The sequence below is a fragment of the Rathayibacter sp. VKM Ac-2759 genome, assembly GCF_009834225.1.
Taxonomy (GTDB): domain Bacteria; phylum Actinomycetota; class Actinomycetes; order Actinomycetales; family Microbacteriaceae; genus Rathayibacter.
This window is the reverse complement of the sequence record NZ_CP047176.1, coordinates 3,586,916-3,613,877: the sequence shown is the minus strand read 5'-3', so window position 1 is coordinate 3,613,877 and position 26,962 is coordinate 3,586,916. Positions and strand designations below refer to the sequence as shown.

The following is a 26,962-nucleotide window of genomic DNA, read 5'->3' as shown; positions in this document are numbered from 1 at the left end:
GCAGCCCCTCCGGCAGCACGCCCGTCGCTGCTGTGCGGGAGCGGTGGCGGCGACCCCGCATCCGGACAGGGCAGGCTGGAGGGATGACCGCGCCTGCACACCCCACCAGCCTCGACCGGGTCCGCGTCCGAGGAGCCCGCGAGAACAACCTCCGGGGCGTCGACGTCGACATCCCGCGCGACGCCCTGGTCGCCTTCACCGGCGTCTCGGGGTCGGGCAAGAGCTCGCTCGCGTTCGGCACCCTCTACGCGGAGGCGCAGCGCCGCTACTTCGAGTCGGTCGCGCCGTACGCGCGGCGGCTCATCGACCAGGTCGGCGTGCCCGATGTCGACTCCATCGAGGGTCTGCCGCCCGCGGTCGCGCTCCCGCAGCGGCGCTCCGGCGGGTCGGCGCGCTCGACGGTCGGCAGCGCGACGACCCTCTCGAGCGTCGTGCGCATGGTCTTCTCGCGGGTCGGCAGCTACCCGGAGGGTGCGCCGATGCTCTTCGCGGAGGACTTCTCGGCCAACACCGTCCAGGGCGCGTGCCCGACCTGCCACGGCATCGGGCGCGTCTACGACGTGCCGGAGGAGCTGATGGTCCCGGACGACACTCTCTCGATCCGCGACGGCGCCCTCGCCGCCTGGCCGACCGCGTGGCACGGCAAGCAGCTGCGCGACAGCCTCATCTCGCTCGGGTACGACATCGACGTGCCCTGGCGGACTCTTCCCCGGAAGGACCGCGACTGGATCCTGCACACGCAGGAGTCGCCGCAGGTGCCGGTCTGGACCGACCGGTCGCCGGCCGAGGTGCGCGAGGCCGTCGCCGCTGGAGCCGAGCCGCGCTACATGAGCACGTTCCTCGGGGTCGAGCGGTACGTCCTCGACACCTTCGCCGGCTCGAAGAGCGCCCGGATGCGCGAGCGCGCGGCGACGTTCCTGGTGAGCGTCGCGTGCGGCAGCTGCCACGGCAAGAGGCTGAAGCCCGAGGCGCTGGCCGTCACCTTCGAGGGCCGCGACATCACCGAGCTGTCGGCGCTCCCGCTCGAGGACCTCGTCGTCGTCATGCGCGGCGTGCTCGAGCCGGGCTGGGCTCCCTCTGACGGAGCACCGCAGACCCGGCTCGCCGCGCAGCGTCTCGTCGAGGACCTGGTCGGGCGCATGTCGCCGATCATCGACCTCGGCCTCGGCTACCTCTCCCTCGACCGCTCGACGCCCACCCTGTCCTCCGGCGAGCTGCAGCGGATGCGCCTCGCGACGCAGGTGCTCTCGCGGCTGTTCGGCGTGGTGTTCGTGCTCGACGAGCCCTCCACCGGTCTGCACCCGGCCGACACGGAGGCGCTGCTGGGCATCCTGCAGACCCTCAGGGCCACGGGCAACACGGTGTTCTTCGTCGAGCACTCGCTCGCCGTGATCCGCGAGGCCGACTGGATCGTCGACATCGGCCCGGGCGCCGGGTCGGGCGGCGGCACGGTCGTCTACTCGGGCGACCTCGAGGGCCTGCGCAGCGCCCGCGACTCCGTCACGCGCCGCTACCTCTTCACCGAGGGCGACGCGGTGCCGCTCCGGCAGCGGCGGGCCTCCGACCTCGGCATCGAGCTCGCCGGCGTCACGCGCAACAACCTGCGCGACCTCGCCGTCTCGTTCCCGGTCGGCGTGCTGACGGCCGTCACGGGCGTCTCCGGGTCGGGCAAGTCGACCCTGGTGAACCAGGCGCTCCCCGAACTGCTGGCAGCGTCCCTCCGCGCCGATGTCGCCGAGGACACCGCCGGCGCGGACGAGGGTCCGGGCGAGGATCCGCTGCTCGACGCGACCGCGAGCAGCGTCACCCTCGGGAGCGCGACGGGGCCGGCGGAGCGGCTCCGCCGGGTCGTGCAGGTCAGCCAGACGCCCATCGGCCGCACCTCCCGCTCGAACGTCGCGACCTACACCGGCCTGTTCGACCGCGTGCGGGCGCTCTTCGCGGCGACTCCGGAGGCGAAGCGCCGCCGCTTCGGCGCGAGCCGCTTCTCGTTCAACCTGCCGAGCGGCCGCTGCCCGGTGTGCAAGGGCGAGGGGTCGATCGAGGTGGAGCTGCTGTTCCTGCCCACGGTCGAGGCTCCCTGCGCGACCTGCGGGGGCACCCGCTACAACCCCGAGACGCTCGAGGTGACGCTGAACGGCCTGACGATCGCAGACGTCCTCGCCCTCAGCGTCGCGGCGGCCCGCGAGGTCTTCGCCGGCGAGCCCGAGGTGGCCCGGCACCTCGACGCGCTCCTCGACGTCGGTCTCGGCTACGTCTCGCTCGGGCAGCCCGCGCCGGAGCTGTCGGGGGGCGAGGCGCAGCGGGTGAAGCTGGCGTCGGAGCTGCGCCGGGCCCAGCGCGGCGACACGCTCTACCTCCTCGACGAGCCGACCTCGGGACTCCACCCGGCCGATGCCGACCGCCTGCTCGAGCACCTGCAGCACCTCGTCGACGCGGGCAACACGGTGATCGTCGTCGAGCACGACATGCGGATCGTCGCCGACGCCGACTGGGTCATCGACCTGGGTCCCGGCGCGGGCCAGGCGGGTGGCTCGATCGTGGCGACGGGCACGCCGGAGCAGGTCGCCCTGGTCGAGCGGAGCAGGACCGCTCCCTACCTCCGGGAGGCGCTCGACCGGCGCCGCTGACCCGCCTTCGCATCGTCTCAGGGGCCGTGCCGAAACTTCACCGAAACGTAGTTGTTCACGGTAACATTGCGCAAATCCGGCGGTGGAGCCCTCACTCCGTCGTCGGGTCATCGACATTCTCAACGACGAGAGGCCCCCACGAATGACGACGAAACGACGGATACCGATCGCGGCGGCGGCGGTGATGGCGCTGACGGCGGGACTGCTCGCGGTCGGGCCGACCGCGCAGGCCGCCCCGGTCACCTCCCTCGACGACTCCACGGTGCTCGAGCTCCCCTTCGACGGCACCATCACCGACACGAGCGGCCGCGGCAACACGGTCGGGATCCAGAAGGGCACGGCCGCCTACGGCACCGGGCTCGCCGGCCAGGCGTTCGAGTTCACCGGCTCCAACGCCGTGTCGCTCGGCACCGACGCCCGCCTGCAGCCCGCCGACCTGACCGTGTCGTTCTGGTACAAGCCGACCGCCGCCATGAGCGGCGAGCAGGTCTTCACCTGGAACAAGACGGCGTACAACTCCGACGGCTGGTACCTCACCTCGGAGGGCGACAGCACGCCCCTCGCGCTCTCGATCGGGCCGTCGTCCGGCCAGCCCTACAAGGTCGCGATCGACGCCTCCCGCGCCGGCTTCTTCCCGACCGGGGAGTGGACCCACGTCGTCGCCACCTACGACAGGACCACCAAGGACGTCGCGTTCTACCGCAACGGCGTCAAGCAGCCGAGCACCGTGAAGTACGCCGCGACCGGCGCGGCCACCGGCGTCCTCGGCTCCGAGAGCACGTCGACCAAGACGATCGGCTTCAACGGCCCCCAGTACAACGGCGCGCACCTGCGCGGTCTGCTCGACGACTACGTGCTCTACAACGGCGTCGCGACCACGACCGATGTCGTCACCCTGACCAGGGCGCACAACGCGGCCTTCGACGCGAGGGCCGTCGCCCAGTCCGACCTCGACGCGATCACCCTGCCGACCAGCACCAGCGCCGGGTTCTCTGTGCCGCTGCGGGGCGCGAAGGGCTCCGACATCACGTGGACCTCCTCCGACACCGACACGATCGCGATCGACGGAGGCACCGCGACGGTCACCCCCGGCACCGCCGCGACGACGGTCACCGTCACCGGCTCCGCGACCTACGGAGGCAGCGCCGCGGCCACGAGGGCGTACACGATCCAGGTGCAGCCCCGAGGCGTGAAGAGCTCGGTCTACCTGCAGGAGGCGGGTCTCTCGGACGTCACCGTCCAGGACCCGTACCTCGACAACGGCGAGCAGCAGACCGTCGAGTACCTGCTGAGCCTGGACCCCGAGATGTTCCTCTACTCCTTCTACAAGCAGGCCGGGATCGCCCCGACGACGGCCGGCGGCTACGGCGGCTGGGAGCGCGAGAGCGGCACCCGGTTCCAGGGCCACTTCTTCGGCCACTACATCTCTGGCCTCGCGCAGGCCTACGCGACCGAGCAGGACGCGACCACGAAGGCCGCGCTGCTCGCGAAGCTGACCGCCTCCGTCGACGGTCTCAAGAAGGTGCAGGACGCCTACGCGGTGAAGGACCCGACGAACGCCGGCTACGTCTCGCCGTTCCCGGTGAGCTACCTGCCCTCGGGATCCGACGGCCTGCTCGTCCCCTTCTACAACCTGCACAAGGTGCTCGCGGGCCTGCTCGACGCGCACCAGTACGCGCCCAGCGCCGTCTCGTCGAAGGCCCTCGTGGTCGCCGACGGCTTCGGCACCTGGATCACGAACTGGGCCGGTCGCCAGGCGAACCCGGCGCAGCTGCTCAACACCGAGTACGGCGGGATGAACGAGGCGCTCTACCGCCTCTACGAGACCACCGAGAAGCCGGCGCACAAGCGCGCGGCCGAGTACTTCGACGAGACCGCGCTGTTCCAGAAGCTCGCGAACAACGAGGACGTGCTGAACGGTCTGCACGCGAACACGACGATCCCCAAGCTGATCGGCGCGCTCAAGCGCTACACCGTCTTCACCGACAACCCGGCCCTCTACGCGACGCTGACCGCGCAGGAGAAGACGGATCTCGACATGTACCGCCGCGCCGCGGAGAACTTCTGGCGCATGGTCGACGAGACCCACACCTACGCCAACGGCGGCAACAGCGAGTCCGAGCACTTCCACGCCCCGGGCACCCTTTACGAGTACGCGACCAGCGGCCGGACCACCGGCTACGGCGAGAACTCGACCTCCGAGGGCTGCAACATCTACAACATGCTCAAGCTCACCCGGGCGCTGTTCCAGGTGACGAAGGACGTGAAGTACGCCGACTTCTACGAGGACGCGTTCATCAACGGCGTGCTGTCGGTGCAGAACCCCGAGACCGGCATGGTGACCTACTTCCAGCCGCAGACCGCGGGCTACGCCAAGGTCTTCGGTCACGAGCACGACGAGTTCTGGTGCGACCACGGCACCGGCGTCGAGAGCTTCACCAAGCTCGGCGACTCGATCTACTTCGAGGGCGACAAGACCGTCTACGTGAACCAGTTCCGCTCGTCGGTGCTGAGCTCCTCCGCGAGCAACCTGAAGCTCACGCAGACCGCCGACGTGCCCAGCACCGACACCGTCACCCTCAAGGTCGACGCCCTCGGCTCGGGGGCGGTGGCCGAGGGGACCACCCTGCGCCTGCGCGTCCCGTCGTGGGTCGCGGGCTCCGCCTCCCTCACGGTCAACGGCACCGCCAAGGACGTCGCGGCGCTCACCCAGGGCGGCTACGTCGTCGTCCCGGTCGCGGCCGGCGACGTGCTGAGCTACCGGCTCCCCGCCGAGGTCGCGGTCGTCGCGAACACCGAGAACCCGAACTGGGCGGCGTTCACCTACGGACCGGTCCTGCTGGCGACCGAGCTCAACCGCTCGAACGTCGACGCCTCCTACGTCGCGGGCGTGCTGGTGCGCATGAGCGTCGCCGACAAGTCGGTGAACTCGAGCGTGGTCGTCTCGAACAGCGAGGCCTGGAAGTCGGGCATCGCGCAGAACCTCGTCCGCCTGCCCGACGGCGCGAACGCCAACGGCACGCAGACGATGCGCTTTGCGATGAAGAACGTCGACGCCGCCTCCGAGGCCCGGATCTTCCAGCCGTACTACAGCCTCTACGGGGCGCGCTACGCGACCTACATGACGCTGATCCAGCCCGACTCGGCCGAGGCGCAGGCCCTCATCCTCAAGGCGAAGCAGCAGCAGCGCGTCGAGGAGACGACCATCGACTCCCTCACCTCGTTCGACAACAACAACAGCGAGGCCGACAAGAACTACCGGTTCAACAAGTCGAGCGTGGGCACGTGGCGCGGCGAGGGCTACCGCGACGGCGAGAGGGCGGCGGACGCGTACTTCCAGTACGACATGATCGTCGACCCGACGCTGCCGAAGAACTACCTCGGCGTCCGCTACTACGCGGGCGACGCGGGGCGCACCTTCGACGTCTACGTCAACGACGTGAAGCTGAAGACCGAGACGATCTCGGGAGCCGCGGGCTCGACGAACTGGTACGTCCAGTACGACGAGATCCCGAAGTCGGTGCTCGACGGCATCGCCGCGAAGGACAGCTACAAGCGCGACCAGAGCGGCAAGTACGTCCTCGACGCCCAGGGGAACAAGGTGCCCAAGGTCACCGTGCGCTTCCAGGGCACCGGGTCGAGCTACGTCGGAGGCGTCTACGGCGTCTACACGACGGAGTCGACCGGCTTCGCGACGAACGCCGAGCTGACGAAGCTCGCGTCCGACGTCGGCACCCTGTCGCCCGCGCTGGCGACCGGTGTGCGCGACTACACGCTGACCGTGCCGCAGTCGACGACGAGCGTCGCGCTCGATCTCGACCCGGCCGTGGCGAGCGGGCTGGTGAAGGTCGACGGCGTGCTGATCGACGACACGGCGGCGCGCACGGTGACCCTGGCGGCGTCGGGGACCACGAACGTCGTGATCACCTCCTCCGCTCAGGACCACACGACGACCGCGACCTACCGGCTGGCGATCGTCCGCGCCGCTCCGGCCGCCGTCGTCGACATGACGGTCACGGCCACGACGCGCTGCGTCGCGGGCAAGGTCGTGCTGACGGTGACGGCGAAGAACGCCTCGACGGCGACGGCGGCGGTCACCCTCACCTCGTCCTTCGGCACCAAGTCGTTCGCGGCCGTCGCGCCGGGCGCGAGCGCGACCCACGCGTTCACGACCCGCGCCGTCTCCGTCCCCGCGGCCACCGCCTCGGCGACGGCCACGGCGACCCTCGACGGCAAGGCGGTCACCACGACGAAGGAGGCTCCCTACTCGGCGCGCTCCTGCGGCTGACGAGCCCCCGCCGGGAAGGGCGGGTGGGACGGAGTGCTCCGTCCCACCCGCCCTTCCGTCGCGTCACCCCCACCCGACCGCGGTCCCGCACTGGAAGGACGTGCCGTGCTGCCCGAGGAGAAGAGGGCCGGGCCGAGGGCGCGTCACGTCCTCCCCGATCTCGACGACGAGCACACGGCGCTCGTCCTGACGGCGATCGCCGAGGCCGCCGGTCATCCCGAGACGCCCACGGCGCACGACGGAGCGGAGCGGTCTACGGGGCGGTGCGTTACCGTTTCGTTATAAAAGTGGGGCGTGGACGACCAAACCACCACCACACTGCGAACGAGCAGGTCAAGCGCGAACACTGACTCCCATGGAACAGACAGCAGAGACCTCGCGCACCGCTCGCGCGCCGAAGTGGCGGTTCATCGCGCTCGCGGCCGTCGCCGGCATCGTCGTCGCGGGAGTCCTGCTCGCCGTCGCCGAGCTGATCGCGCTCGCCGTCGCCCGCACCGCGAGCCCCGTGCTCGCGCTCGGCTCGTTCGTCGTCGACATCGTGCCGCGCCCGCTCAAGGAGTTCGCGATCACGACCTTCGGCGAGAACGACAAGGTCTTCCTGCTCGGGAGCATCGGCATCGCCGTCGTGGTCGCCGCCGGACTCGCCGGCGTGCTGCAGCTGCTCCGGCCGCCCTTCGGCCAGATCCTGCTCATCATCGCGGGCGTGCTCTCGATCGCCGCGATCGTCACGCGGACCGGAGCGACTCCGCTCTCGGCCGTGCCCACGCTCATCGGCCTCGTGGTCGCCCTGAGCGTGATGCACATGACGATCTCGCGGCTGCGCCGCTGGCGCACCGCACGGGTCTCGGAGGCGAGGGGAACAGGTCCCGAGGCCCGTCCGGCCGGCATCGAGCGCCGCGGCTTCTTCCGCGTGACCCTGATCGCGGCCGTCGGTGCGGCGGTCGTCGGCACCGGCGCCCGGATCATCAACGCCACGACCTCGTCGCTGGCGAGCGTGCGCGAGGCGCTGCGCCTCCCGTCGCCCCGCACCACCGTGGCGGTGCCGGCCGGGGCCGAGCTCGACATCGACGGGCTCTCGCCGCTCTACACCCCCAACGCCGACTTCTACCGCGTCGACACCGCGCTGACGGTCCCCTCCGTCGACCCGTCCACCTGGTCGCTGACGATCTCGGGCATGGTCGACCAGGAGGTCACCCTCACCTTCCAGCAGCTGCTCGACATGGGCCTCGACGAGTACGGCGTGACCCTCACCTGCGTGTCGAACGAGGTCGGCGGCGGTCTCGTCGGCAACGCGAAGTGGCTCGGCGTGCCGATCCGCGACGTGCTGGCGATGGCCGGCGTGCAGAGCGGCGCCGACATGGTCCTCTCGACGAGCGTCGACGGCTACACCGCGAGCACCCCGCTCAGCGCCCTCACCGACGACGGGCTCGACGCGATCCTCGCCGTCGGCATGAACGGCGAGCCGCTGCCCCTCGAGCACGGGTTCCCGGTGCGGATGGTCGTCCCCGGCCTCTACGGCTACGTCTCGGCGACCAAGTGGCTGACCGAGCTGAAGGTGACCACCTTCGCGGCCGACGAGGCCTACTGGACCCCGCGCGGCTACTCCGCCGAGGCCCCGATCAAGATGTCGTCGCGGATCGACACCCCCCGCATCGACGCCGCGATCCCCGCCGGTGCGACCAAGATCGCGGGCATGGCGTGGGCGCAGTCGATCGGGATCGCGAAGGTCGAGGTGAGCATCGACGACGGCGACTGGCAGCCCGCCGTCCTGTCGACTCCCGTCAACGTCGACACGTGGGTGCAGTGGTACGTCGACTGGGTGGCCGAGACGGGCTCGCACTACGTCGCCGTCCGCGCCACCGACGCCAACGGCATGCTGCAGATCGAGGACCGCGCCCCCATCGCCCCGAACGGCTCGAGCGGCTGGCAGCGCACCCTCGTCCGCGTGAACTGATCGCCCTTCCGTCCTTCAGCGAGCACCGAGCGCCGCCCTGCGGTGGGGGAGAGGTCGCGCGAGGCGTGCAGAGCCGGCCTGCTGACGGTGGGGGATCTCGATACGCCCGCTGCGCGGGCTACTCGATCAGCTGGCAGGGGCGGGGCCGCCTGCCTGCTGGTCGAGTAGCCGCCGCGGGCGGCGTATCGAGACCCCCCTCGATCAGCGGGTCGGCGGCGGGGGAGTGTCGTCGGGTTTCCGGAAGGTCTTCTTCGAGGCGAGTCGGAGTGCGGCGTAGTCGCCGCGCATCAGGGCCTCGCGTTTCGCACGGCTCCAGTTCTGGATGCGCTTCTCCCACCAGAACGCCTCGGCGATGCTCTCGAACTCCTGGTGCCAGAGCAGAGTGACCGGCAGTCGTCTGCTCGTGTAGGCGGCACCCTTGCCCATCATGTGCGCGTCGACTCGTCGATGCAGGGAGCGGGTGCTGCCGACGTAGTAGCTGCCGTCGCTGCAGCGGAGGATGTAGACGAAGGCCATGGGGACGAGGGTGCCGCTCGGGGCGGTCGCCGGGCGGTGCGATCGGTGCGTCGGGGGAGAGCCGACGGGATCGCCGGGCTGTGGAGGCTCCTCTGCTGTCGGTGGTGGATCGGCAGGGGCTGCTCGTGGGACCGGATGCCGCTCGCCTGCCTGCTGGTCGAGTAGCCGCCGCAGGCGGCGTATCGAGACCCACCTCGCTCAGGACGGAGGTTCTGCAGATCGACCTGCTGGCGGTGGTGGATCTCGATACGCCCGCTGCACGGGCTACTCGATCAGCAGGCGGCAGGCCGCGCTGCTCAGTCGGCGACCGTGCGGCGGAAGGACGCCGCGTGGTGCTCGGGGGCGATGTGCGCGCCGCCGCCGAGCATCCGCTCGCGGAAGGTGGCGCCGGTCGCGGGCGGGTCGAGGCGGCCGCGGCGGCGCAGCTCGGGCTGGACGAGGGCGATGAAGTCCTCGAGCGAGGCGATGCCGAACACCGCCTCCAGCATGATGCCGTCGAGGTCGGTCTCGTCCATCATCCGCTCGAGCTCGTCGGCCACCTCGACCGGGTCGCCGGTCACGGCGAAGCCGCGAGTGCCCTTGCCCTTCAGCTCGTCGAGGATCTCGCGCACCGTCGGCGCCGTGCCGTCGGGCCGCGTCAGGAAGCGCTCGATGTTGCTGGTGCCCATCTGCCCGGCCTGGTCGTCGAGCACGAGCTGCTCGGCGAGGGTGCGGTCGAGGTCGTACTCGAGCAGGTCGACGCCCGTGTTGCCTGCGTAGTAGTGCGCGGCCAGCTCGTCGCTCTGCAGCGCGTCGAACTCGGCGCGGAGCCGCGCCGCGTCCTCCGAGGTCTCGCCCACGACGACCGTGACCCCGACCATGACCTTGATCGCGGAGCCGTCGCGCCCGTTCTCGTCGGCGCGGCGGCGGATGTCGGCGATGTCGGAGGCGACCTTCGCGTAGCTCGAGCCCTGCACGAACACGCACTCGGCGTTCTTCGCGGCGAACGCCCGGCCGACAGGGGAGGTGCCGGCCTGGAACAGCAGCGGCGAGCGCTGCGGCGACGGCGGCAGCGTGTGGTACCCGTGCGAGCGGTAGTACTCGCCCTCGTAGGCGACCGGGTGGATCTTCTCGGGGTCGGCGAACACGTTCGCCTCGTGGTCGAGCACGATCGCGTCGTCGTCGTTGCCGCCCTCCCAGAACGAGAAGGCGACGTCGACGTACTCCTGCGCCGCGCGGTAGCGCTCGTCGTGCGGCACCATCGTCGACTGCCCGAGCATCGCGGCCATCGTGTTCTGGGAGGCGCCGGTGACGATGTTCCAGCCGATCCGCCCGTTCGTCACGTGGTCGAGCGTCGAGAACTTGCGGACGGCGTGCAGCGGGTGGTCGGCTCCGGTCGTCGAGGTGACGACGAAGTTCAGCCGCTCGGTGTCGACGGCCAGCGCGGGGATGAGGTACGCGCCGTCGAGCGAGAACGTCATGCCGGCCTTCACCAGCACGTCCGAGAGCTCGCCGCGGCGGGAGGAGTAGCCGAAGGACCCGCCCGCGAAGAAGAGGAAGTCGAAGTCGGCCGCCTCGAGCACCTGCGCCATCCGCATCCAGTAGCCGATGTCGCGGAAGTCGCCGTCGCGGCTGCGCGGGTGCGACCAGCTGATCGTGCCGCCGACGTGCGGCGTTCCCGCTTCGAACACTCCGAGGACGATCTTCTTCATAGTCTCCGCACTTCTCTCGTCGGCATTCACCGAGTGGATGTTTCCCCGTCGTTACGACCCTGTTTCGGGAGGCTGCACGACCCGACTTCCGCGTGATCACGCGGCTTGACAGGTATGAACCACTTGGTTCACGATAGCGGAGAAAAGGGCGCACCCGCCTCCCTCTCCTTCCTCTCCCGAATGAAAGGGCACCCGTGGCCACGCTCGCTCTCACCCGCATCGAGGACGCCCTCGCGCACGTCCCCTCGGCCGTCGCCGCCGTCGCCGCGATGGTCGACGGCGCCCCCGAGGGGCTCGTCGCCACCTCCCTGAGCGTCGGCGCCTCGTTCGACCCGCCGCTGGTGATGTTCGCGGTCCGGGAGGCGTCGACCACGTGGCCGCTGCTGCGCACCTCGCCGCGCCTCGGGATCTCGATGCTGGCGGCGGAGCAGGCCTCGGCCACCCACCGCCTCGCCTCCCGCGTGCGGCACCGCCGCTTCGAGGGGCTCGCCCGCGAGGAGCGCGAGGGCGGAGCGGTCCTCCTCGGCGGATCGTCGCTCCGCTTCGAGTGCTCGGTGCACGCCGAGACGCCCGCGGGCGACCACCGCGTCGTCCTCCTCCGCGTGCACGCACTCGAGGTCGACCCCGCCGTCGAGCCGCTGGTCTACCACCGCTCGGGCTTCCGGGAGCTCCGGGACGCGAGCTGAGCGCTACGCTGACCGGTGCCCGCGGGGGAGGGGCCCACATGATCAGCACACCGACGAGGCGCACGCAGCTGCTCGAGAGCATCGTCGACCACATCCTCGAGCACGGCGTCGCGACCGTCTCGCTCCGCGGCCTCGCCCGGGCGGCCGAGTCGAACAACCGGATGCTCCTCTACTACTTCGGCTCGCGCGCCGCCCTGCTGTCGGAGGCGCTGATCGTCGCGGCCCGGCGGTTCCCGGACATGCAGCGCGCCGCCGACGAGCTGCTGGTGCCCGGGCGACCGCTGGCCGAGCGGCTGGACCGCTCGTGGGAGGCGCTGGCCTCCTCCGCCAACCGCCCGTTCCTCCGCCTGTTCTTCCAGGTCTTCGGGCTCGCGGCGTTCGAGCAGGCCGAGGAGTGGCGGGCCATGCGGGCGCGGTTCGACGAGTTCCTGCAGCCCGAGCTGCGCCGCGCGCTCGCCGAGTCGGGAGTCGCGGAGGAGGAGGTGCCGGTCGTCGCGCGCGAGGTCGTCGCGTTCTGGCGCGGCCTCGAGATCCTGCTCATCTCGATCGAGGACGACGCGGGGGTCGACGCGGTGCGCCGCCGCGGGCACGCCGATCTGCTGGCGCGACTGGCGCCTCCGCAACCGGGTGCGCCGGCTCCCGGGCCCGCCTAGCCTTCGAGGATGCGCTCCCGGATCCTCCACGCCCGCGAATCGTTCTGGTTCCTGCCCGCGCTCTTCGGGGTCATCGCCGTCGCGCTGGCGTTCGGCCTGATCGAGCTGGACCGCGTGCTGATCCGCGCGGGTGTCGGCGACATCCCGCTGGTCGAGGACCTCTCCGCCACCGGCGGCCGGGCGATCCTCTCGGCGATCGGCGGCACGATGCTGGGCGTCGCGGCCACCTCGTTCTCGATCACCATCTCGGTGCTGGCGACCACCTCCTCCGCCTACGGACCGCGCCTCGTCCGCAACTTCATGGCCGATCGCGGCAATCAGGTCGTCCTCGCGGTGCTGACCTCGACCTTCCTCTACTCGCTGATCGTGCTGCGCTCGGTGCACACCGAGGACGACTCGTCGCTCGCCTTCGTGCCGGTCGTCGCGGTCGGCTTCGCGGTGCTGCTCGCGGTCGGCGACGTGGCGGTCCTCGTCTACTTCATCCACCACATCGCCCTGTCGGTGCAGGTGACCACGCTGCAGAAGCGGGTGCTGGACGAGCTCGAGTCGGTCATCGACGAGCTGCACGCCGACGAGGGAGGGCAGGACGAGCACGTGCCCGCGGGCGACGCGGTGCTCGCCGCCGCCCGCGGCGGCTACGTCGAGCGGATCGAGATCGAGCGCCTCGTCGCCCTCGCCGAGCAGCACGATGCGGTGGTGCGGGTGCTGGCGGTTCCCGGCGATCACGTGCTCGAGGGCGATCCGGTGCTCGAGATCGGGCGGTCGTCGGCCGAGACGAGCGAGGCGTCGCTCGCGGCGGTCGTGATCGCCGATGCCCGCGCCCCGCACCAGGATCTGCGCTACGCGGTGCAGCAGGTGATCGAGATCGGCGTGCGCGGACTCGCGACCGGCACGAACGATCCGTACACCGCGGTGAGCGCGATCGACGCGCTGACGGGAGCGCTGGTCGGGCTCTGCACCGGCCCCGGGCGGCGGACCCGCTACCGCGACGGCGACGGGACGGTGCGCGTCGTGTGCGAGTGGCCGCGGTTCGAGGCTCTGCTCGCCGAGGTCTACCTCGCGCTGCGCGCCTACGCCATGGATCAGCCGCTCGTGGTGCGCGCCGGGATCCGGATGGCGCAGCGCCTCGAGCCGGTCGCGACCGGTGCCGGGCGCGAGGAGCTGCGGCGCCAGATCGGCGCGTTCGCGGACGCCTACGCGGCGGGCGAGCGCGACGCGCTGGAGGCGCCGGTCGTCCGCGCGGACCTCGAGGCGCTCGAGTCGCGGCTGTCGGCGGCGGAGCAGCCGCACAGGTAAGGCTGAACGGCCGATCCTGCCCGATCCTCGAGTATTCGCCGATCTCGGCCTTACCTGTGCGGCTCGTTCTCCGCTGACCGCAGCTCCGCGATCGCCGCGGTGAACTCCGCGCGCAGCCGCGCCTTCTGCTCGGGCGCGCAGAACGCCGCCTCCACCCCGTTCAGCGCGATCGTGCACGCGTCGTCGACGCTCAGCCCGAGCGCGGGGAGCGCCTCGCGGTACTCGCGCTCGAGGTCGGTGCGGAAGAACACCGCGTCGTCGGTCGACACCGTCACCCGCAGGCCCGCGCGCACCATCGCGGCGATCCGGTGCGAGGGGTCGAGGGTCCAGCCCGAGCAGATCGTGGTCGAGATCGGGGTGGTGGTGAAGCCGATCCCGGAGTCGCGGGCGCGCGCGACGAGGTCGGGGTCGTCGAGGATGCGGTAGCCGTGGTCGATGCGGTCGACCCGCAGCTCGTCGAGCGCGATCCGCACCGCGTCGGGCTCCGAGTGGTCGGTCTCGCCGACGTGCGCCGTCAGCTTCAGGCCCGAGCGGCGGGCGAGCGCGAACGCCTCCGCGAAGCGCGCGGGATCCTCGGCGCCCTCGGGCGTCAGGTCGTCCATGCCGAGCGCGAGCACCTCGTCGCGCGGGTGCGCGCGGATCTGCTCGACGAGGTCGACGGCGCTCGCCGCGGAGTCGCGACGGTTGACGGCGACGACGATCCCGAAGCCGACGCCCAGGTCGGTCTCCGCCGCGCGCAGCCCGTCGAGGATCGGATCGAGCAGCTCCGCGTAGCCGAGCCCGCCCCACCCCAGGAAGGCGTGGTCGGCGAAGTACTGCGGGTTGACCGCGTACTCGCGGTAGCGCAGGCCCTGCGCGGCGGCCGCGCGCACGCCGTCGTAGGCGACCGTCGCCAGGTCGGCCGGCGTCCGCAGCACGCGGTGCGCCGCGCGGAAGGCGACCAGGAACTCCTGCAGATCGTCGAAGTCGAAGAGCGTCGCCGGGTCGGTGGAGGCGAGCGGCACGCCGTACGACTCGGCCGCCGCGATCAGGTGCGCCGCCGACATCGTCGACGCGAAGTGGCAGTGCAGCTCGGTCTTGGGCAGCCGCCGCAGCAGCTCGTCGGCGCTCATGCCGACCAGCCTGCCAGGCTCACGCTCGGGGAGGCGCCCCGAGGCAGTGGCGGGGGGCAGTGAGGAGGCTCGCGGAGTCGACGGTCGCGCGGCCGGGGACGCGCCGGTCGCGGACGCGGGCGTCGATGAAGACGGCGGAGTCCTCGGGCCACGGCAGGATCCGCACCCGCACCGGCGAGTCGGCGAGCGCCTCGCGCCAGGGCGCCAGGTCGATCTCCCACGATCGGCCCGACCAGAACTGGTCGGCGACGAGCACGCCGTCGATCTCGAGGCGCGCGACGTCGCCGCTCCACTCGAGGACGAGCACCGTCGCCGCGTCCGGCTCGAGTGTCGGGACCCGGATCTCGACGACCGCCGCGTCCTCGAAGTCGGCGTCGCGCGGCGCCGAGAGACGGTCCATCGAGCCGCCGCGGCGGACGGGCGCGGCGGACGACTCGGCGCGCACGACGCTCACCGGCAGCTCGCGGAGCGGCTCGTGCGCGGGGAGCTCGATGCGCTCGAACGCGAGAGCCGGCGCGCGCAGGAGCGAAACCTCGGCGGAGTCGCTCCAGCGCTCGAGCACGATCCCGTCCTCGTCGACCGTCACGCCCCCGTCGAACAGCACGAGCACCGGCTCGCCGGCGACGTCGACCCGCCAGAGCCGCGAAGCGGTGGTGTCATCGAGGATCACGAACCGGGTGTCGCCGACGGTGACGACGCAGTCCCTCCCGGGCGCGCGGTCGGGGCGCCAGCGGTCTCCCACCAGCGAGGCGCCGTCGACCGCAGCCGTCGTCTCGAACTCGAGCTCGACGGGGATCCCGTCGGTGGCGGCGAGGACCACGACGGTCGCGGAGTCGTCGCTGATCTCGGTGACCGGCTGCGCGGTCGCCGAGACGGAGCGGAGCGAGCCGAACGGCCGGCGCACGGGCCAGGCGAAGAAGGCGCCCGCCGGGATCGCCGTCGGCTCGGCGGGCAGGAGGGTCTCGGTGCCGCCGACGGCGACGGGCAGCTGCACGCCCTCGACCCGGGGGAGCGGCGCGGCGGCCGGCTGGCGGTTCGTGACGAAGACGTAGCCGCCCTCCGCGTCCGCCCGCGTCGCCCAGCGGACCCCGGTCGCCGAGGAGTCGCCCACCGTCGCCGTCATGCCGGTCAGCTCGGCGCCCCAGCGCTCGAGGAGGAGGTGCTGGCGGCGCAGCAGGTGGTAGTGCGGGCGCAGCGTCCCGGCGGCCCCGATCGGCGCGAAGAAGTCGTAGTCCTTCCGCGGCATGTCGTTGGGGTAGTCGCTGTCGTGCGACTCCTGCGTGCCCGCTCCACCCGTCCCGGTGACCTGCGTGGTGCCGTGGTAGAGGTAGAAGCCCTGCCAGGCCGAGCCGCTGCCGATCTTCGTGAGCGCGAGCGCGGCGATGTCCTCGCCGTCGACCAGCGGGCGGCGGTGGTAGGCGGTCGTCATCCCGCCGCCCAGCTCGCAGGTCAGGAACGGGTAGCGGTGGTCCTCCGGAGACGGCTGCACCGGGGCCGGGTCGCCGCGGACGTCGGCGCCGACCGAGAGGTCGTCGCGCACCGTCGAGTACTCGAAGTGCATCCTCCCGAAGGACGGCCACTCCACGTCCGCCTCCTCCCAGAAGCCGTCCGAGTAGCCGGCGTAGACCGGGGCGACCCGGTCCAGCGGCAGTTGCGCGCCTCCCCAGCCCGTCGCCACCCAGAGCGGAGCCGCCATGCCGACGCCCTCGGCCAGGTCGCGCAGGCGCGCGAGGTGCTCGGGCTGGTCGTAGAGCTCGTTGTCGACCTGGATGCCCACGATCGGCGCCGCGGGGTGATCGGCGTCGCGGAACAGCCCGCGCAGCTCCCGCGCGATGCCGCGGAACCAGCCCTCGACGACCTCCAGGTACGCGGGATCGTTCGTGCGGTGGCGGATCGGCAGCTCCTGCAGCCAGTCGGGGAAGCCCCCGTGGCGCGCCTCGCCGTGCGCCCAGGGCCCGATCCGGAGCATGACGGCGAGACCCGCGCGCTGCGCCTCCTCGACGAAACGCCGGAGGTCGAGGTGCCCGTCGAAGCGGCGCTCGCCGCGGATCTCCTCGTGCAGCATCCACAGCACGTAGGTCGCGACCACGTCCACTCCGCCCGCGCGGATCTTCCGCAGCTCGTGCGCCCAGTGCTCCGGGCGGTCACGGCTGAAGTGGTACTCGCCCATCACGGGGAACCACGGCCGCCCGTCCCGCTTCACCGAGGCGGAGTCGAGGGTGATGGTCTCCGCCCGAGTGGCCGGCGCGGTCTGCTCTGCTGGGGACATCCCTCGACCGTACGGCCGATCGGCCTCGCGCCTCCAGCACGCGACCGCGGTCCACCTGGACGATCCGCTGATCCGGTCCTGCTCAGCGCAGCGGTGCCGTCGAGCTGCGCAGCACGAGGCGCGCCGAGACGGCGGTCCGCTCCTGGCGCTCGCCCGTGCGGATCCGCGCGGCCAGCATCTGCAGGGCCTTCTCGCCGAGCAGCTGGTGGTCGAGGTGCATGGTCGTCAGCGGCGGCGAGTAGAACTCGGAGTCGGGCATGTCGTCGACGCCGACGATGGAGTAGTGATCGGGCGCGATCCGGCCCCTCTCGGCCATCGCGCGGAGGAACCCGAGGGCGATCTGGTCGTTCGCGGCCGACACCGCGGTGAACGACTCCGGATCCACGGCGCGACCCTGGGCGGCGCCCGACTCCGCATCCCATTCGCGGCAGCGCAGCACCTCGAGCGGCGCGACCCCCGCCTCCGCCAGCGCGGTGCGGTAGCCGCGCTCGCGGTCGACGGCCTCGTTGCGGTCGCCCGGCCCGGCCAGGTGCAGGATGCGCCGGTGCCCCAGCTCGAGGAGGTGGCGGGTGCCGAGGTAGCCGGCGCCGTAGGAGTCGGCGTAGGTCGAGTCCTCGGAGGGGCCGCCCCGCTCGGAGCGCGTGACCACCGGCACCGAGGCGGCGATGTAGTCGACGAGCTCGTCCAGCCCGTCGTAGGGCGTGCCGACGATGATGCCGTCGACCTGGAACGACAGCAGCTTGTCGACGGCGTGCATCATCTCGAGCCGGGCGGTCGGCTCGTGCGGGTCGACCTCGAGCAGCGCCGTGATCAGCGAGAGCCCCTCGGCGCGGGCGGCGCGGCTCACCCCGGTGAGCAGCTCGGAGTGCCCGTAGTTGAGCGGTCCCATCGCGAGGAATCCGACGGTGTCGGTGCGCTGAACCCGGAGGTTCCTGGCGACGCGGTTGTGCCGGTAGCCGAGGTCGGCGATCGCCGCCTCGATCCGCACCCGGGTGGCCGGAGCGACGTAGCCGCCGGTGAAGAAGCGCGAGACGGTCTGCGCCGAGACGTCGGCACGGCGCCCGACATCGGCCATGCTCGGCCGCGCGCGGGGGGAGGGAGTGCTCGGCATCGACGCTCCTCCCCGTGTCCGCGGCCTACCTTACTGAGCCGCTTCGCCGTTACCTGATCGTGACCTATCAACCGGTTCGACGCATTGCCGGTCGAATGTGTTATCGATAACGTATCCCTCACTCCCCGCCGGAGCACCAGCGTCCGGCGGATCCGACGTCGATGTCGCGCTGCCGCGGTGTCGCCAGCGAAAGGACGCGAAGATGCGTGCTCTGACCCGATCCGTCGCCTTCGCCACGGGCGCTCTCCTCCTGGCCGGCCTGGCCGGCTGCTCCTCCGCGGGCGGCGACTCCGGAGGGAAGACCGAGCTCACCTGGTTCAAGCTCACGGAGTCGGCCGACTCGGCCAACGCGACCATCAACGAGATCGTCAGCGACTTCGAGGCCGCCCACCCCGACATCACCGTCAAGGTCGAGCAGCGCGCCGTCGACGCGCACAAGGACGCCCTGCGCACCACGCTCGGCACGAGCGGCGCCCCCGACATCTTCTTCTCGTGGGCCGGCCCCGGCCTCGGCGGCGAGTTCATCGACGCCGGAGCGAGCCTCGACCTGGAGGAGTACTACGACGAGTACGGCTGGGCCGACCGCTTCTCCGACACCACGATGTCGACGGTCACCCAGTACGACGGCTTCGACGGCGTGCCCTACACGCAGCGCACCGAGGCGGTCTTCTACAACAAGGACCTCTTCGCGCAGGCCGGCATCGACGCCGCACCGACCAGCTACGACGAGCTGGTCGAGGACGCCGCGAAGCTGAAGGACGCCGGGATCACCCCGTTCGAGTTCGGCGGCACGGTCAACTGGCACGTGATGCGCCTGCTCGACAGCCTCCTCGAGACCGAGTGCGGAGCCGACGGCTACCAGGCCCTGGTCACCGGAGAGGCGAGCTGGGCCGACGAGTCCTGCGTCACCGACACCTTCACCGAGTTCGCCACCTGGACCGGGGACTACGTCAACGACGGCTTCATCTCGATCAACAACGACGAGTCGAGCTCGCTCTTCTTCGGCGGCAAGGCCGCCATGGCGATCGAGGGCGACTGGTTCAACCAGCAGATCCGCGACGCCGGCATGAGCGAGGACTCGGTCGGCATCTTCGCCTTCCCCACGGGCACCGACCGCATCTACGGCTTCAACGAGAACAACTACATCTCGGCGAACTCCGAGCACCCCGACGAGGCCGCCGAGTTCCTCGACTACCTGACCTCGCCCGAGGCGCAGCAGAAGTTCATCGCCACCTTCGGCAGCCGCTCGGTCAACGTCGACGTCGCCCCCGAGGGCCAGAGCGCCTTCGACGCGCTGTGGGGACCGATCACCGAGGCGGCCACCGGCGTCTACATGAACAACGACCAGAACCTGTCGCAGTCGCAGACCACCGAGTACTGGCGCATCCAGAACCTCGTCGCGACCGGCGAGCTCGACCCGTCCGAGGCGGGGTCCGAGTTCCAGAAGTTCATCGACCAGCAGTAGCCGGCGACGGGCGGAGGGGGCACGCGCCCCCTCCGCCCCCGCGATGCCAGAGAGGTCCGACATGACGACATCCGCCCCCGCCCGGCCGCGCAGGACGCGCCGCCGAGCACTCGCCCGCTTCGGCGGCACCGGCTTCATCGCCGCGCTGCCGTTCCTCGCCCCGGCGCTCGCCGCCTACCTGGTCTTCGTGGTCGGCCCGTCGCTCGAGTCGGTGCGGCTGAGCTTCTTCGAGTGGACGGGCTTCCAGGGCGCGCCCCAGGTCTTCGTCGGCCTGCAGAACTACGTCCGCATCTTCACGCAGGACCCGGTCTTCTGGACCGCGTTCTCGAACACCCTGATCTGGGTGCTGATGTCCCTCGTCATCCCGGTGGGCCTCGGCCTCGTGATGGCGCTCGCGCTCAACCGGCCGCTCTTCGGGCGGAACGCCTTCCGCTCCCTCTTCTACATCCCGGGTGTCCTCGCTCCGATCGCCATCGCGAACATGTGGCGCTGGATGTACAACCCCAACTACGGCGTCGGCGTGAACCTCGCGCAGCTGTTCAATCTGCCCTGGCTCGCCGAGGTGCAGTGGCTGGGCGACAAGAACCTGGCGCTCTACTCGATCTTCGCCGCGTTCGTCTGGCAGATCGCGGGCACCAACATGGTGCTCTTCCTCGCGGGCCTGCAGAGCGTCTCGCCCGACCACGTCGAGGCGGCGCGGCTCGACGGAGCGAACGCCTGGCAGGTGTTCCGCAACGTCACGCTGCCGGCGCTGCGGCCGACCACCGTCGTGGTGGTGGTGCTGACGATCATCAACTCGATCAAGGTGTTCGACCTGATCGTGGGCATGACCGGAGGCGGCCCCGCGCAGCAGACGCAGGTGCTCGCCCTGTGGTCGTTCCAGCAGTCCTTCAACAACCACGAGTACGGGCAGGGCAACGCGATCGCCACGGTCCTGCTCGTGATCACCCTCGTCATCGTCGTCCCCTACATGGTGTGGACCGCGCGTCAGGAGAAGAACGCATGACCGTCACGAGCATCCCGACGAGCTCGCCGGGTCTGATCGACCCGCCGAAGAAGCAGCGGCGCCCGGTCGGCGGCCGCGACTTCGTCCGCCTCGGTCTCTGGATCGGCCTCGTCTTCGCCGTCCTGATCTGGGCGGTCCCGCTGATCTTCATGGTCTTCACCTCGCTCAAGAGCGAGGCCGACATCTTCAGCACCCCCGCCTTCGTGCCGCCGTGGTCGCCCGACTTCGGCAACTACGTCGAGGCGCTGGACCGCGGCAACCTGCTCACCGCGGGAGGCAACAGCCTCATGATCGCGCTGATCAAGGTGCCGGTCGGGCTCTTCATCTCGGCCGCCGCCGCCTTCGCGCTGGCCCGGATGCGGTTCCGCCGCCAGCGCCTCCTGATGGGCGTCATCGCCCTCGGAGCGATGGTGCCGATCCAGGTCGCGATCGCGCCGCTGTTCCAGGTGATGAACGGCCTCAACCTGCTGAGCAGCAACGTGGGCATCATCCTCCCGTACATCGCCTTCGGCCTGCCGTACCAGACCTTCATCCTCTACGGCTTCTTCCGGCAGATCCCGGAGGAGATCGACGAGAGCGCCCGGATCGACGGCGCCGGCAACTGGCGGCTGTTCCTGACGATCATCCTGCCGCTCGCCCGCCCCGCGCTCGCCGCGCTGTTCATCCTCGACTTCGTCTCGACCTGGAACGAGTACTCGATCGCGCTGGCGCTGCTGCAGAGCCAGGACTCGTGGACGATCCCGCTCGCGCTGCAGGGCTTCCAGTCGCAGTTCACCAGTTCGTACGGGCCGCTGAACGCCTTCACGATCATGTCCGTGTTCCCCGTGCTGATCGTCTACCTGATGTTCCAGCGCTACTTCGTCGAGGGCGCCTTCGCCGGCGCCGTGAAGGGCTGACCGTGCCGCACACCACCACCGCCGAGCGCTTCTCGCGCGAGACCCGCCTGTTCGAGGTCCTCCGCGACCCGCGCGGGCACGAGATCGTCGAGCGCCACCTCCCGGGGCTCGCGCACTCGTCGATCCTGCACACCCTGCACAGCTACCCCGTGGGCCTCGTCGTCGACACGGAGGAGTCGCTCGACGCGGCGGGGCGCGAGGCGCTGCTCGCCGAGATCGCCGCGATCCCCACGGAGGAGCCCGCCCCGGTCCGCGAGCAGGAGCGGTTCACGGCCCCCTCGCCGTCGTACGAGCCGGCGGAGGTGGAGCTCGGCTCGGCAGCGGTGCTCGCGCCGTCGTCGGTGCCGGTCTACGAGCGGTTCGAGGTCGAGCTGCGCGGGCCCTCGCACGGCAACCCGTTCGTCGACGTCGCCCTCTCGGCGATCGTCGACGGGCCGAGCGGCGCCGTGCGCGTGCCCGGCTTCTACGACGGCGACGGCGTGTTCCGCCTCCGCTGGATGCCCGAGGCGCCGGGGGAGTACGCCTGGACGACCTCGAGCACGGCCCGCTCGCTCGACGGGATCACGGGCGCGGTCTCGGTGACGCCTCCGCGCGAGGGCCGCCACGGGCCGGTGCGCGTCGCCGGCGCCTTCCACTTCGCGCACGCCGACGGCACGCGGCACCGCCCGCTCGGCACCACCTCGTACGCGTGGACCCACCAGGGCGACGAGCTGGAGGAGCGGACCCTCGCGACGCTCGCCCGGGCGCCGTTCACGAAGATCCGGATGGGCGTGTTCCCCAAGTCGTACCTCTTCAACGAGAACGAGCCGGTGCTCTACCCGTTCGAGGGCTCGGTCGAGGAGGGATTCGACCACCGGCGCCCGGATCCGGTGTTCTGGCGGCATCTCGAGCGCCGCATCGAGCAGCTGGGCGAGCTGGGGATCGAGGCCGACCTGATCCTCTTCCACGCCTACGACCGCTGGGGCTTCTCGACGATGGACCCCGTCGCCGACGACCGCTACGTGCGCTACGCCGTCGCGCGGCTCGCCTCCTTCGCGAACGTCTGGTGGTCGCTGGCCAACGAGTACGACCTGCTCTTCGAGAAGACGGAGGCGGACTGGGAGCGCTTCGCCGCGATCGTCGTCGAGGACGACCCCTCGCGGCACCTGCTCTCGATCCACAACTGCCGCGACTTCTACGACTACTCGCGCCCGTGGATCACCCACGCCAGCATCCAGCGGCAGGACGTCTACAAGACCGCCGAGATGACGACCGAGTGGCGCCGCTGGGGCAAGCCCGTCGTGATCGACGAGTGCGCCTACGAGGGCGACATCGACCAGGGCTGGGGCAACATCACCGGCGAGGAGCTGGTGCGCCGCTTCTGGGAGGGCGCGCTGCGCGGCGGCTACGTCGGCCACGGCGAGACCTACGTGCACCCCGACGACGTGCTCTGGTGGTCCAAGGGCGGGGAGCTGCGGGGCTCCAGCCCCGCACGCATCGCGTTCCTCGAGTCGGTGCTGGCGGAGGGCCCCGCGGACGGCCTCGAGCCGATCCCGCTCGACTGGGACGTCCCGCGCGCCGGCATCGAGGGCGAGTACTACCTCTACTACTTCGGCTTCGACCGCCCCACCTACCGCCGCTTCCTGCTCGAGCCGGACGTGTCGTACACGGTCGACGTCATCGACACGTGGGGCATGACGGTCGAGCGGCTGCCGGGGACGTACGCGGGCCGCTTCCGGATCGAGCTGCCGGGCCGCGAGTACATCGCGGTCAGGCTCCAGCGGGCGGAGTAGCCCTCCGAGACGGTCACTCCGCTCCTGCGCCGCTCACTGGCCGAGTGCGGCCCGGAGGTGGGCGACGGCCTGGGCGACGGCGGCCCTGGCCTGCGGGGTGTCGTGCATGCTGTTGACCATCACGAAGTCGTGGATGATCCCGCCGTAGCGGACGGCGGTGACCTCCACTCCGGCGCGGCGGAGCGACGCCGCGAAGGCCTCGCCCTCGTCGCGGAGCACGTCGGCCTCGCCGGTGATCACGAGGGTGGGCGGGAAGAAGGCGAGCTGCTCACGGGTCGCGCGCAGCGGCGACGCGGTGATCTGCGCGCGGTCCTCCTCGCTGGTCGTGTACTGGTCCCAGAACCACTTCATGCCCTCGCGGGCGAGGAAGTAGCCCTCGGCGAACTCGAGGTACGACGGGGTGTCGAAGGAGGCGTCGGTGACGGGGTAGAAGAGCACGACGGCGCGGAACGCCACGTCGCCGCGCTCGTCGCCCATCAGAGCCACGGCGATGGCCATGTTGCCGCCGACCGAGTCTCCCGCGACGGCGAGGCGGTCGCCGTCGAGATCGTGCTCGGCGCCGTGCCGCACGACCCACCGCGCGACGGCGTAGGACTGCTCGTTCTGCACCGGGTACCGGTGCTCGGGGGCGCGGTCGTACTCGGGGAAGACGACGGCGGCCCCCGTCCCGACGGCGAGATCGCGGACCAGGCGGTCGTGGGTGTGCGCATCGCCGAACACCCAGCCGGCGCCGTGGGTGTAGAGGACCACGGGGAGCGCGCCGCGGGCGCCCTTCGGCCTCACGATGCGCACCGGGACGCTGCCGGTGGGACCGCCCTCGACGGTGATCCACTCCTCGTCGATCTCCGGCTTGTCGATCGGCTGGTCCTGCACGCCGTCGACGGCCCTCCTGCCGTCGGCGGGCGAGAGCTGGAAGAGGAACGGCGGGGTCGCGGTGGCCTCGGCGAACGCCTGAGCGGCCGGCTCGAGGGCGATGTTCCTCGGATTGGCGGGCACGGTGTCTCCTCGTCGGATCGATCGGTTCTCGTCGGGCGGGCGCTCAGGCGGTCGCGGCGACGGCGCGCTCGATGACGTCGGCGACGTCCTTCGGGTGGGTCTGCATGACCAGGTGCGGGGCGTCGAGCTCGGTCACGTCCGTGATGCCGGCCCGGGTGTAGCCGAAGCGCTCCACGTCGGGGTTGATGGTGTGGTCGGCGGCGGACACGATCGCCCACGCCGGCGTCGTCCTCCACGCGGCGGCGGAGGCGGGCTCGCCGAACGCGGCGCCGGACAGCGGGCGCTGGGAGACCGCGAGCACCTCCGCGACGCGCGGGTCGACTCCGGCGGCGAACACCTCGGGGAACGCCTCGACGCGGACCGACACGTCGGTGCCGTCCTCGCCGCCGGCGATCGGGTACGGCGTGTAGACGAGGTTCGCCGCGAGGTCCGAGTCCGGGAAGCCGCCCTGCAGCTGGCCGAGGCTCTCGCCGGCGTCGAGGACGTAGCCCGAGACGTACACGAGACCGACGACGTTCTCGGCCTCGCCGGCGACCGTGATCACGGCGCCGCCGTACGAGTGGCCCGCCAGCACGACGGGGCCCTCGATGTGCTCGGCGACGGCGCGGACGGAGGCCGCGTCCTCGGCGAGGCTGCGGTTGTAGACGGGCGGGACGACGACGGTGTGGCCGCGGTCGAGGAGCTCGCGCGTGACAGGGGCCCAGCTCGCGGCGTCGGCGAAGGCGCCGTGGACGAGGACGATGGTGGTGGTCATGGGGTGGTCCTTCCAGTGGGTGGGGGTACGACCGCGACCCTAGGGACGCTCTCCGGTCGCAGTCGTGGTCCTGGCGTCACCACCCGGCGACCGGAGCCCTCGATGCGGGGCGCTCGCCGAGTGCGGGCACGCGCTGCAGCCGTGGCCCGTCGGTGCTGAGTGGTCCTGGCGGGGCACCGGTCGCGGCGCGGCGTCCCGGGTCGCGGAGGCTCTCTCGAGCTCGGTCTCCACCCGGAGCTTGGCGGCCAGGTAGTCGATCGCGGCGGCGGGCGGGGTGCCGGCCTCGCCGAAGAAGGTGGTGAGGTACAGGCCGCCGCCCGGGACGTCCAGCGTCTGCCAGCGGAAGTCGATGAAACCGAACGGCTCGACGAGGACGGGTGCCGTCCCCCCGCGCTTCGGCCGGGCCTCGTGACTCGCCCACGCCTCGCGGAAGACCTTCGAGCGCGACGACAGCGAGGCGACGAGGAGCCGCAGGCGCGGGTGGTCCGGATCGGCCGAGTAGCGCAGTGCGGCCGCGTGCGCCCGGATGACGCTGTCCCAGGCGTCGCGGCCCTCGGTCGCGGCCAGGGCCGCGTCGACCGTGGCGACGACCATGTTCGCGCCCGGGACGAGCGGGAGGGGGAAGAAGGCGCGGCCGAGCGCGTTCACGGCGACGACGTCCTGGTTGCTGTCGAGCACGTAGGCCGGGGCCGCGGTCCAGTGCTGCATCAGGGTGGTGACGTTCGCTGTCGTCTCGGCCGCCCGCGACTCCTCGTCGTGACGCTCGGAGGGGCCGTGCGGCGGCGGGACCTGCCCCGCCAGGCGGAACAGGTACGAGGTCGCGTCGAGATCGAGCCGCAGAGCCCTCGCCAGCGCCAGCAGGACCTGCGCGGACGGCTGGTGATCCCTGCCCTGCTCCAGCCGCAGGTAGTAGTCGTGGCTGATCCCCGCGAGGCCGGCCACCTCCTGGCGGCGCAGGCCGGCGACCCGGCGGGCGGCGTCCGCCTCCAGGCCGACGTCCTCGGGTCTCAGCCCGTCTCGGCGCGCCCGGAGGTACCGGCCGAGACCGGTCCTCGACTCCTCCATCACCCGCTCCGCCTTCTCCCTCACCCGCTCCGCCTTCTCCCCGTCCGGCCCGCCCACTCGAGAGGAGGGCGGCGACGATCACATGATCACCGAGTCGTCGGCGCCGAGAGCGCTGCGTGCAGTCCGAGCACGCCGCCCGCGCACTCCGAGTCGATCACGCGGACCCGGCGATCGAGGGCCGAGCCAGCCATCGCCGGGCGACCGTTCGGTCGACGTCTCCGCGCTCCGGCAGGGACTCGAGCTCGGCGGCCGCCCTGTCCTCGCGGAGCCGGCGGAGGAGAGCGCCGAGCCGCTCCGGGCCGTCGGAGAACGCCGCGTACAGCGAACGCTCCGAGACCCCTGTCCTCCGCGCGATCGTCGCCACGCTCAGGTCGGAGTCCTTGAGGTGGGTCCAGACGTCGAGCACGGCGGCGAGACGGACGGCGGAGCGCCCGCCGGTCTGCCGGAGCAGCTCCGGGACGAGCCACGTCAGGGCCAGCGTCGTGACCACCCCCGCCACCCGGGACCGCTCCGCAGGGGCGAACGGGTCCGCTCCCGTCCACAGCGCTCCCGCGACGGCCGCGAGGACCGCGCCGGCCGCGTCGTCCTCGTCGACGAGGAGGAGCCGGGCCGAGACGTCCTCGCGCCGGAGTCCCGCCGCGGCGAGGTCGAGGTCGATGGAGAGCGGAGCGTCCGGCTCCTCCGGCGACGGCCCGGCCGGGACGACGAGCCTCAGGTCGTCCTCCCGGGGGAGGGTGCTCGCCCCCGCGCGACGCAGGACCACGCCGTCGGACAGCCGGAGCAGGTCAGAGCTGCGCATCGC

Annotated in this window: 19 protein-coding genes; 10 read left to right on the top strand and 9 right to left on the bottom strand. The window is 71.6% G+C overall.

Annotated elements, in window-relative coordinates:
- Positions 1-83: 83 nt before the first annotated feature.
- From GSU68_RS16860 to GSU68_RS16850, 3 genes are all read left to right on the top strand, one after another.
- Positions 84-2,630, top strand: coding sequence for an excinuclease ABC subunit UvrA (locus tag GSU68_RS16860; protein WP_159909801.1), 2,547 nt, complete (start codon positions 84-86; stop codon positions 2,628-2,630).
- 142 nt (positions 2,631-2,772) lie between these two features.
- On the top strand, positions 2,773-6,918 hold the full coding sequence (locus GSU68_RS16855; protein ID WP_159909800.1) for a beta-L-arabinofuranosidase domain-containing protein: 4,146 nt from the start codon (positions 2,773-2,775) through the stop codon (positions 6,916-6,918).
- A 355-nt stretch (positions 6,919-7,273) separates the two neighbouring features.
- Positions 7,274-8,872, top strand: coding sequence for a molybdopterin-dependent oxidoreductase (locus GSU68_RS16850; RefSeq protein ID WP_159909799.1), 1,599 nt, complete (start codon positions 7,274-7,276; stop codon positions 8,870-8,872).
- 201 nt (positions 8,873-9,073) lie between these two features.
- On the opposite strand, the gene GSU68_RS16845 is transcribed toward GSU68_RS16850, so the two are convergent.
- Both GSU68_RS16845 and GSU68_RS16840 read right to left on the bottom strand, forming a co-directional pair.
- Positions 9,074-9,388: a GIY-YIG nuclease family protein gene (locus GSU68_RS16845; protein ID WP_159909798.1), complete on the bottom strand. Its 315-nt coding sequence runs from the start codon at positions 9,386-9,388 to the stop codon at positions 9,074-9,076.
- 296 nt (positions 9,389-9,684) lie between these two features.
- Positions 9,685-11,079, bottom strand: a complete 1,395-nt coding sequence (locus tag GSU68_RS16840; protein WP_159909797.1) for an NtaA/DmoA family FMN-dependent monooxygenase — start codon at positions 11,077-11,079, stop codon at positions 9,685-9,687.
- 194 nt (positions 11,080-11,273) lie between these two features.
- On the opposite strand from GSU68_RS16840, the gene GSU68_RS16835 reads away from it, so the two are divergent.
- Genes GSU68_RS16835 through GSU68_RS16825 form a run of 3 tightly spaced genes read left to right on the top strand, consistent with a single transcriptional unit; the run spans position 11,274 to position 13,714 of the window.
- Positions 11,274-11,765, top strand: a complete 492-nt coding sequence (locus GSU68_RS16835; protein WP_244259321.1) for a flavin reductase family protein — start codon at positions 11,274-11,276, stop codon at positions 11,763-11,765.
- A gap of 38 nt (positions 11,766-11,803) precedes the next feature.
- Complete coding sequence (locus GSU68_RS16830) at positions 11,804-12,418, top strand: TetR/AcrR family transcriptional regulator (RefSeq protein ID WP_159909796.1); 615 nt, start codon at positions 11,804-11,806, stop codon at positions 12,416-12,418.
- A gap of 9 nt (positions 12,419-12,427) precedes the next feature.
- Entirely contained in the window at positions 12,428-13,714 is a 1,287-nt protein-coding gene (locus GSU68_RS16825; protein ID WP_159909795.1) for a DUF2254 domain-containing protein, read from the top strand.
- A gap of 50 nt (positions 13,715-13,764) precedes the next feature.
- Here the strand turns inward: GSU68_RS16825 and add are convergent, their stop codons facing one another.
- The 3 genes from add to GSU68_RS16810 all read right to left on the bottom strand — a co-directional run bounded on the left by add (position 13,765) and on the right by GSU68_RS16810 (position 18,206).
- On the bottom strand, positions 13,765-14,826 hold the full coding sequence (add, locus tag GSU68_RS16820; RefSeq protein WP_159909794.1) for an adenosine deaminase: 1,062 nt from the start codon (positions 14,824-14,826) through the stop codon (positions 13,765-13,767).
- Positions 14,827-14,845: 19 nt separating this feature from the next.
- The gene (locus GSU68_RS16815; RefSeq protein WP_159909793.1) at positions 14,846-17,095 is read right to left on the bottom strand and encodes a beta-galactosidase; all 2,250 of its coding nucleotides are present in this window, start codon (positions 17,093-17,095) and stop codon (positions 14,846-14,848) included.
- A gap of 82 nt (positions 17,096-17,177) precedes the next feature.
- The gene (locus GSU68_RS16810) at positions 17,178-18,206 is read right to left on the bottom strand and encodes a LacI family DNA-binding transcriptional regulator (RefSeq protein WP_159909792.1); all 1,029 of its coding nucleotides are present in this window, start codon (positions 18,204-18,206) and stop codon (positions 17,178-17,180) included.
- A 202-nt stretch (positions 18,207-18,408) separates the two neighbouring features.
- Here GSU68_RS16810 and GSU68_RS16805 point away from each other — a divergent pair, with 202 nt between their 5' ends.
- The 4 genes from GSU68_RS16805 (at position 18,409) to GSU68_RS16790 (ending at position 23,345) form a co-directional block, all read left to right on the top strand.
- Positions 18,409-19,671, top strand: a complete 1,263-nt coding sequence (locus tag GSU68_RS16805; RefSeq protein ID WP_159909791.1) for an extracellular solute-binding protein — start codon at positions 18,409-18,411, stop codon at positions 19,669-19,671.
- Between the two features lie 61 nt (positions 19,672-19,732).
- Positions 19,733-20,677: a sugar ABC transporter permease gene (locus GSU68_RS16800; RefSeq protein ID WP_159909790.1), complete on the top strand. Its 945-nt coding sequence runs from the start codon at positions 19,733-19,735 to the stop codon at positions 20,675-20,677.
- The gene (locus GSU68_RS16795) at positions 20,674-21,573 is read left to right on the top strand and encodes a carbohydrate ABC transporter permease (protein WP_159909789.1); all 900 of its coding nucleotides are present in this window, start codon (positions 20,674-20,676) and stop codon (positions 21,571-21,573) included. The genes GSU68_RS16800 and GSU68_RS16795 overlap by 4 nt, the downstream gene beginning before the upstream one ends.
- Before the next feature lie 2 nt (positions 21,574-21,575).
- A complete protein-coding gene (locus GSU68_RS16790) occupies positions 21,576-23,345 on the top strand; it encodes a DUF5605 domain-containing protein (RefSeq protein ID WP_244259320.1) in 1,770 nt (589 codons plus the stop codon).
- Positions 23,346-23,378: 33 nt separating this feature from the next.
- Here the strand turns inward: GSU68_RS16790 and GSU68_RS16785 are convergent, their stop codons facing one another.
- From GSU68_RS16785 to GSU68_RS16770, 4 genes are all read right to left on the bottom strand, one after another.
- Positions 23,379-24,341 carry an alpha/beta hydrolase gene (locus GSU68_RS16785; protein WP_159909788.1) on the bottom strand — a complete coding sequence of 321 codons (963 nt, stop codon included), beginning with the start codon at positions 24,339-24,341 and terminating at the stop codon, positions 23,379-23,381.
- A 43-nt stretch (positions 24,342-24,384) separates the two neighbouring features.
- Positions 24,385-25,095, bottom strand: a complete 711-nt coding sequence (locus tag GSU68_RS16780) for an alpha/beta hydrolase family protein (protein ID WP_159909787.1) — start codon at positions 25,093-25,095, stop codon at positions 24,385-24,387.
- A 39-nt stretch (positions 25,096-25,134) separates the two neighbouring features.
- Positions 25,135-26,184: a helix-turn-helix transcriptional regulator gene (locus tag GSU68_RS16775; RefSeq protein WP_244259319.1), complete on the bottom strand. Its 1,050-nt coding sequence runs from the start codon at positions 26,182-26,184 to the stop codon at positions 25,135-25,137.
- Between the two features lie 130 nt (positions 26,185-26,314).
- Positions 26,315-26,959, bottom strand: coding sequence for a hypothetical protein (locus GSU68_RS16770; RefSeq protein WP_159909786.1), 645 nt, complete (start codon positions 26,957-26,959; stop codon positions 26,315-26,317).
- Positions 26,960-26,962: the final 3 nt, after the last annotated feature.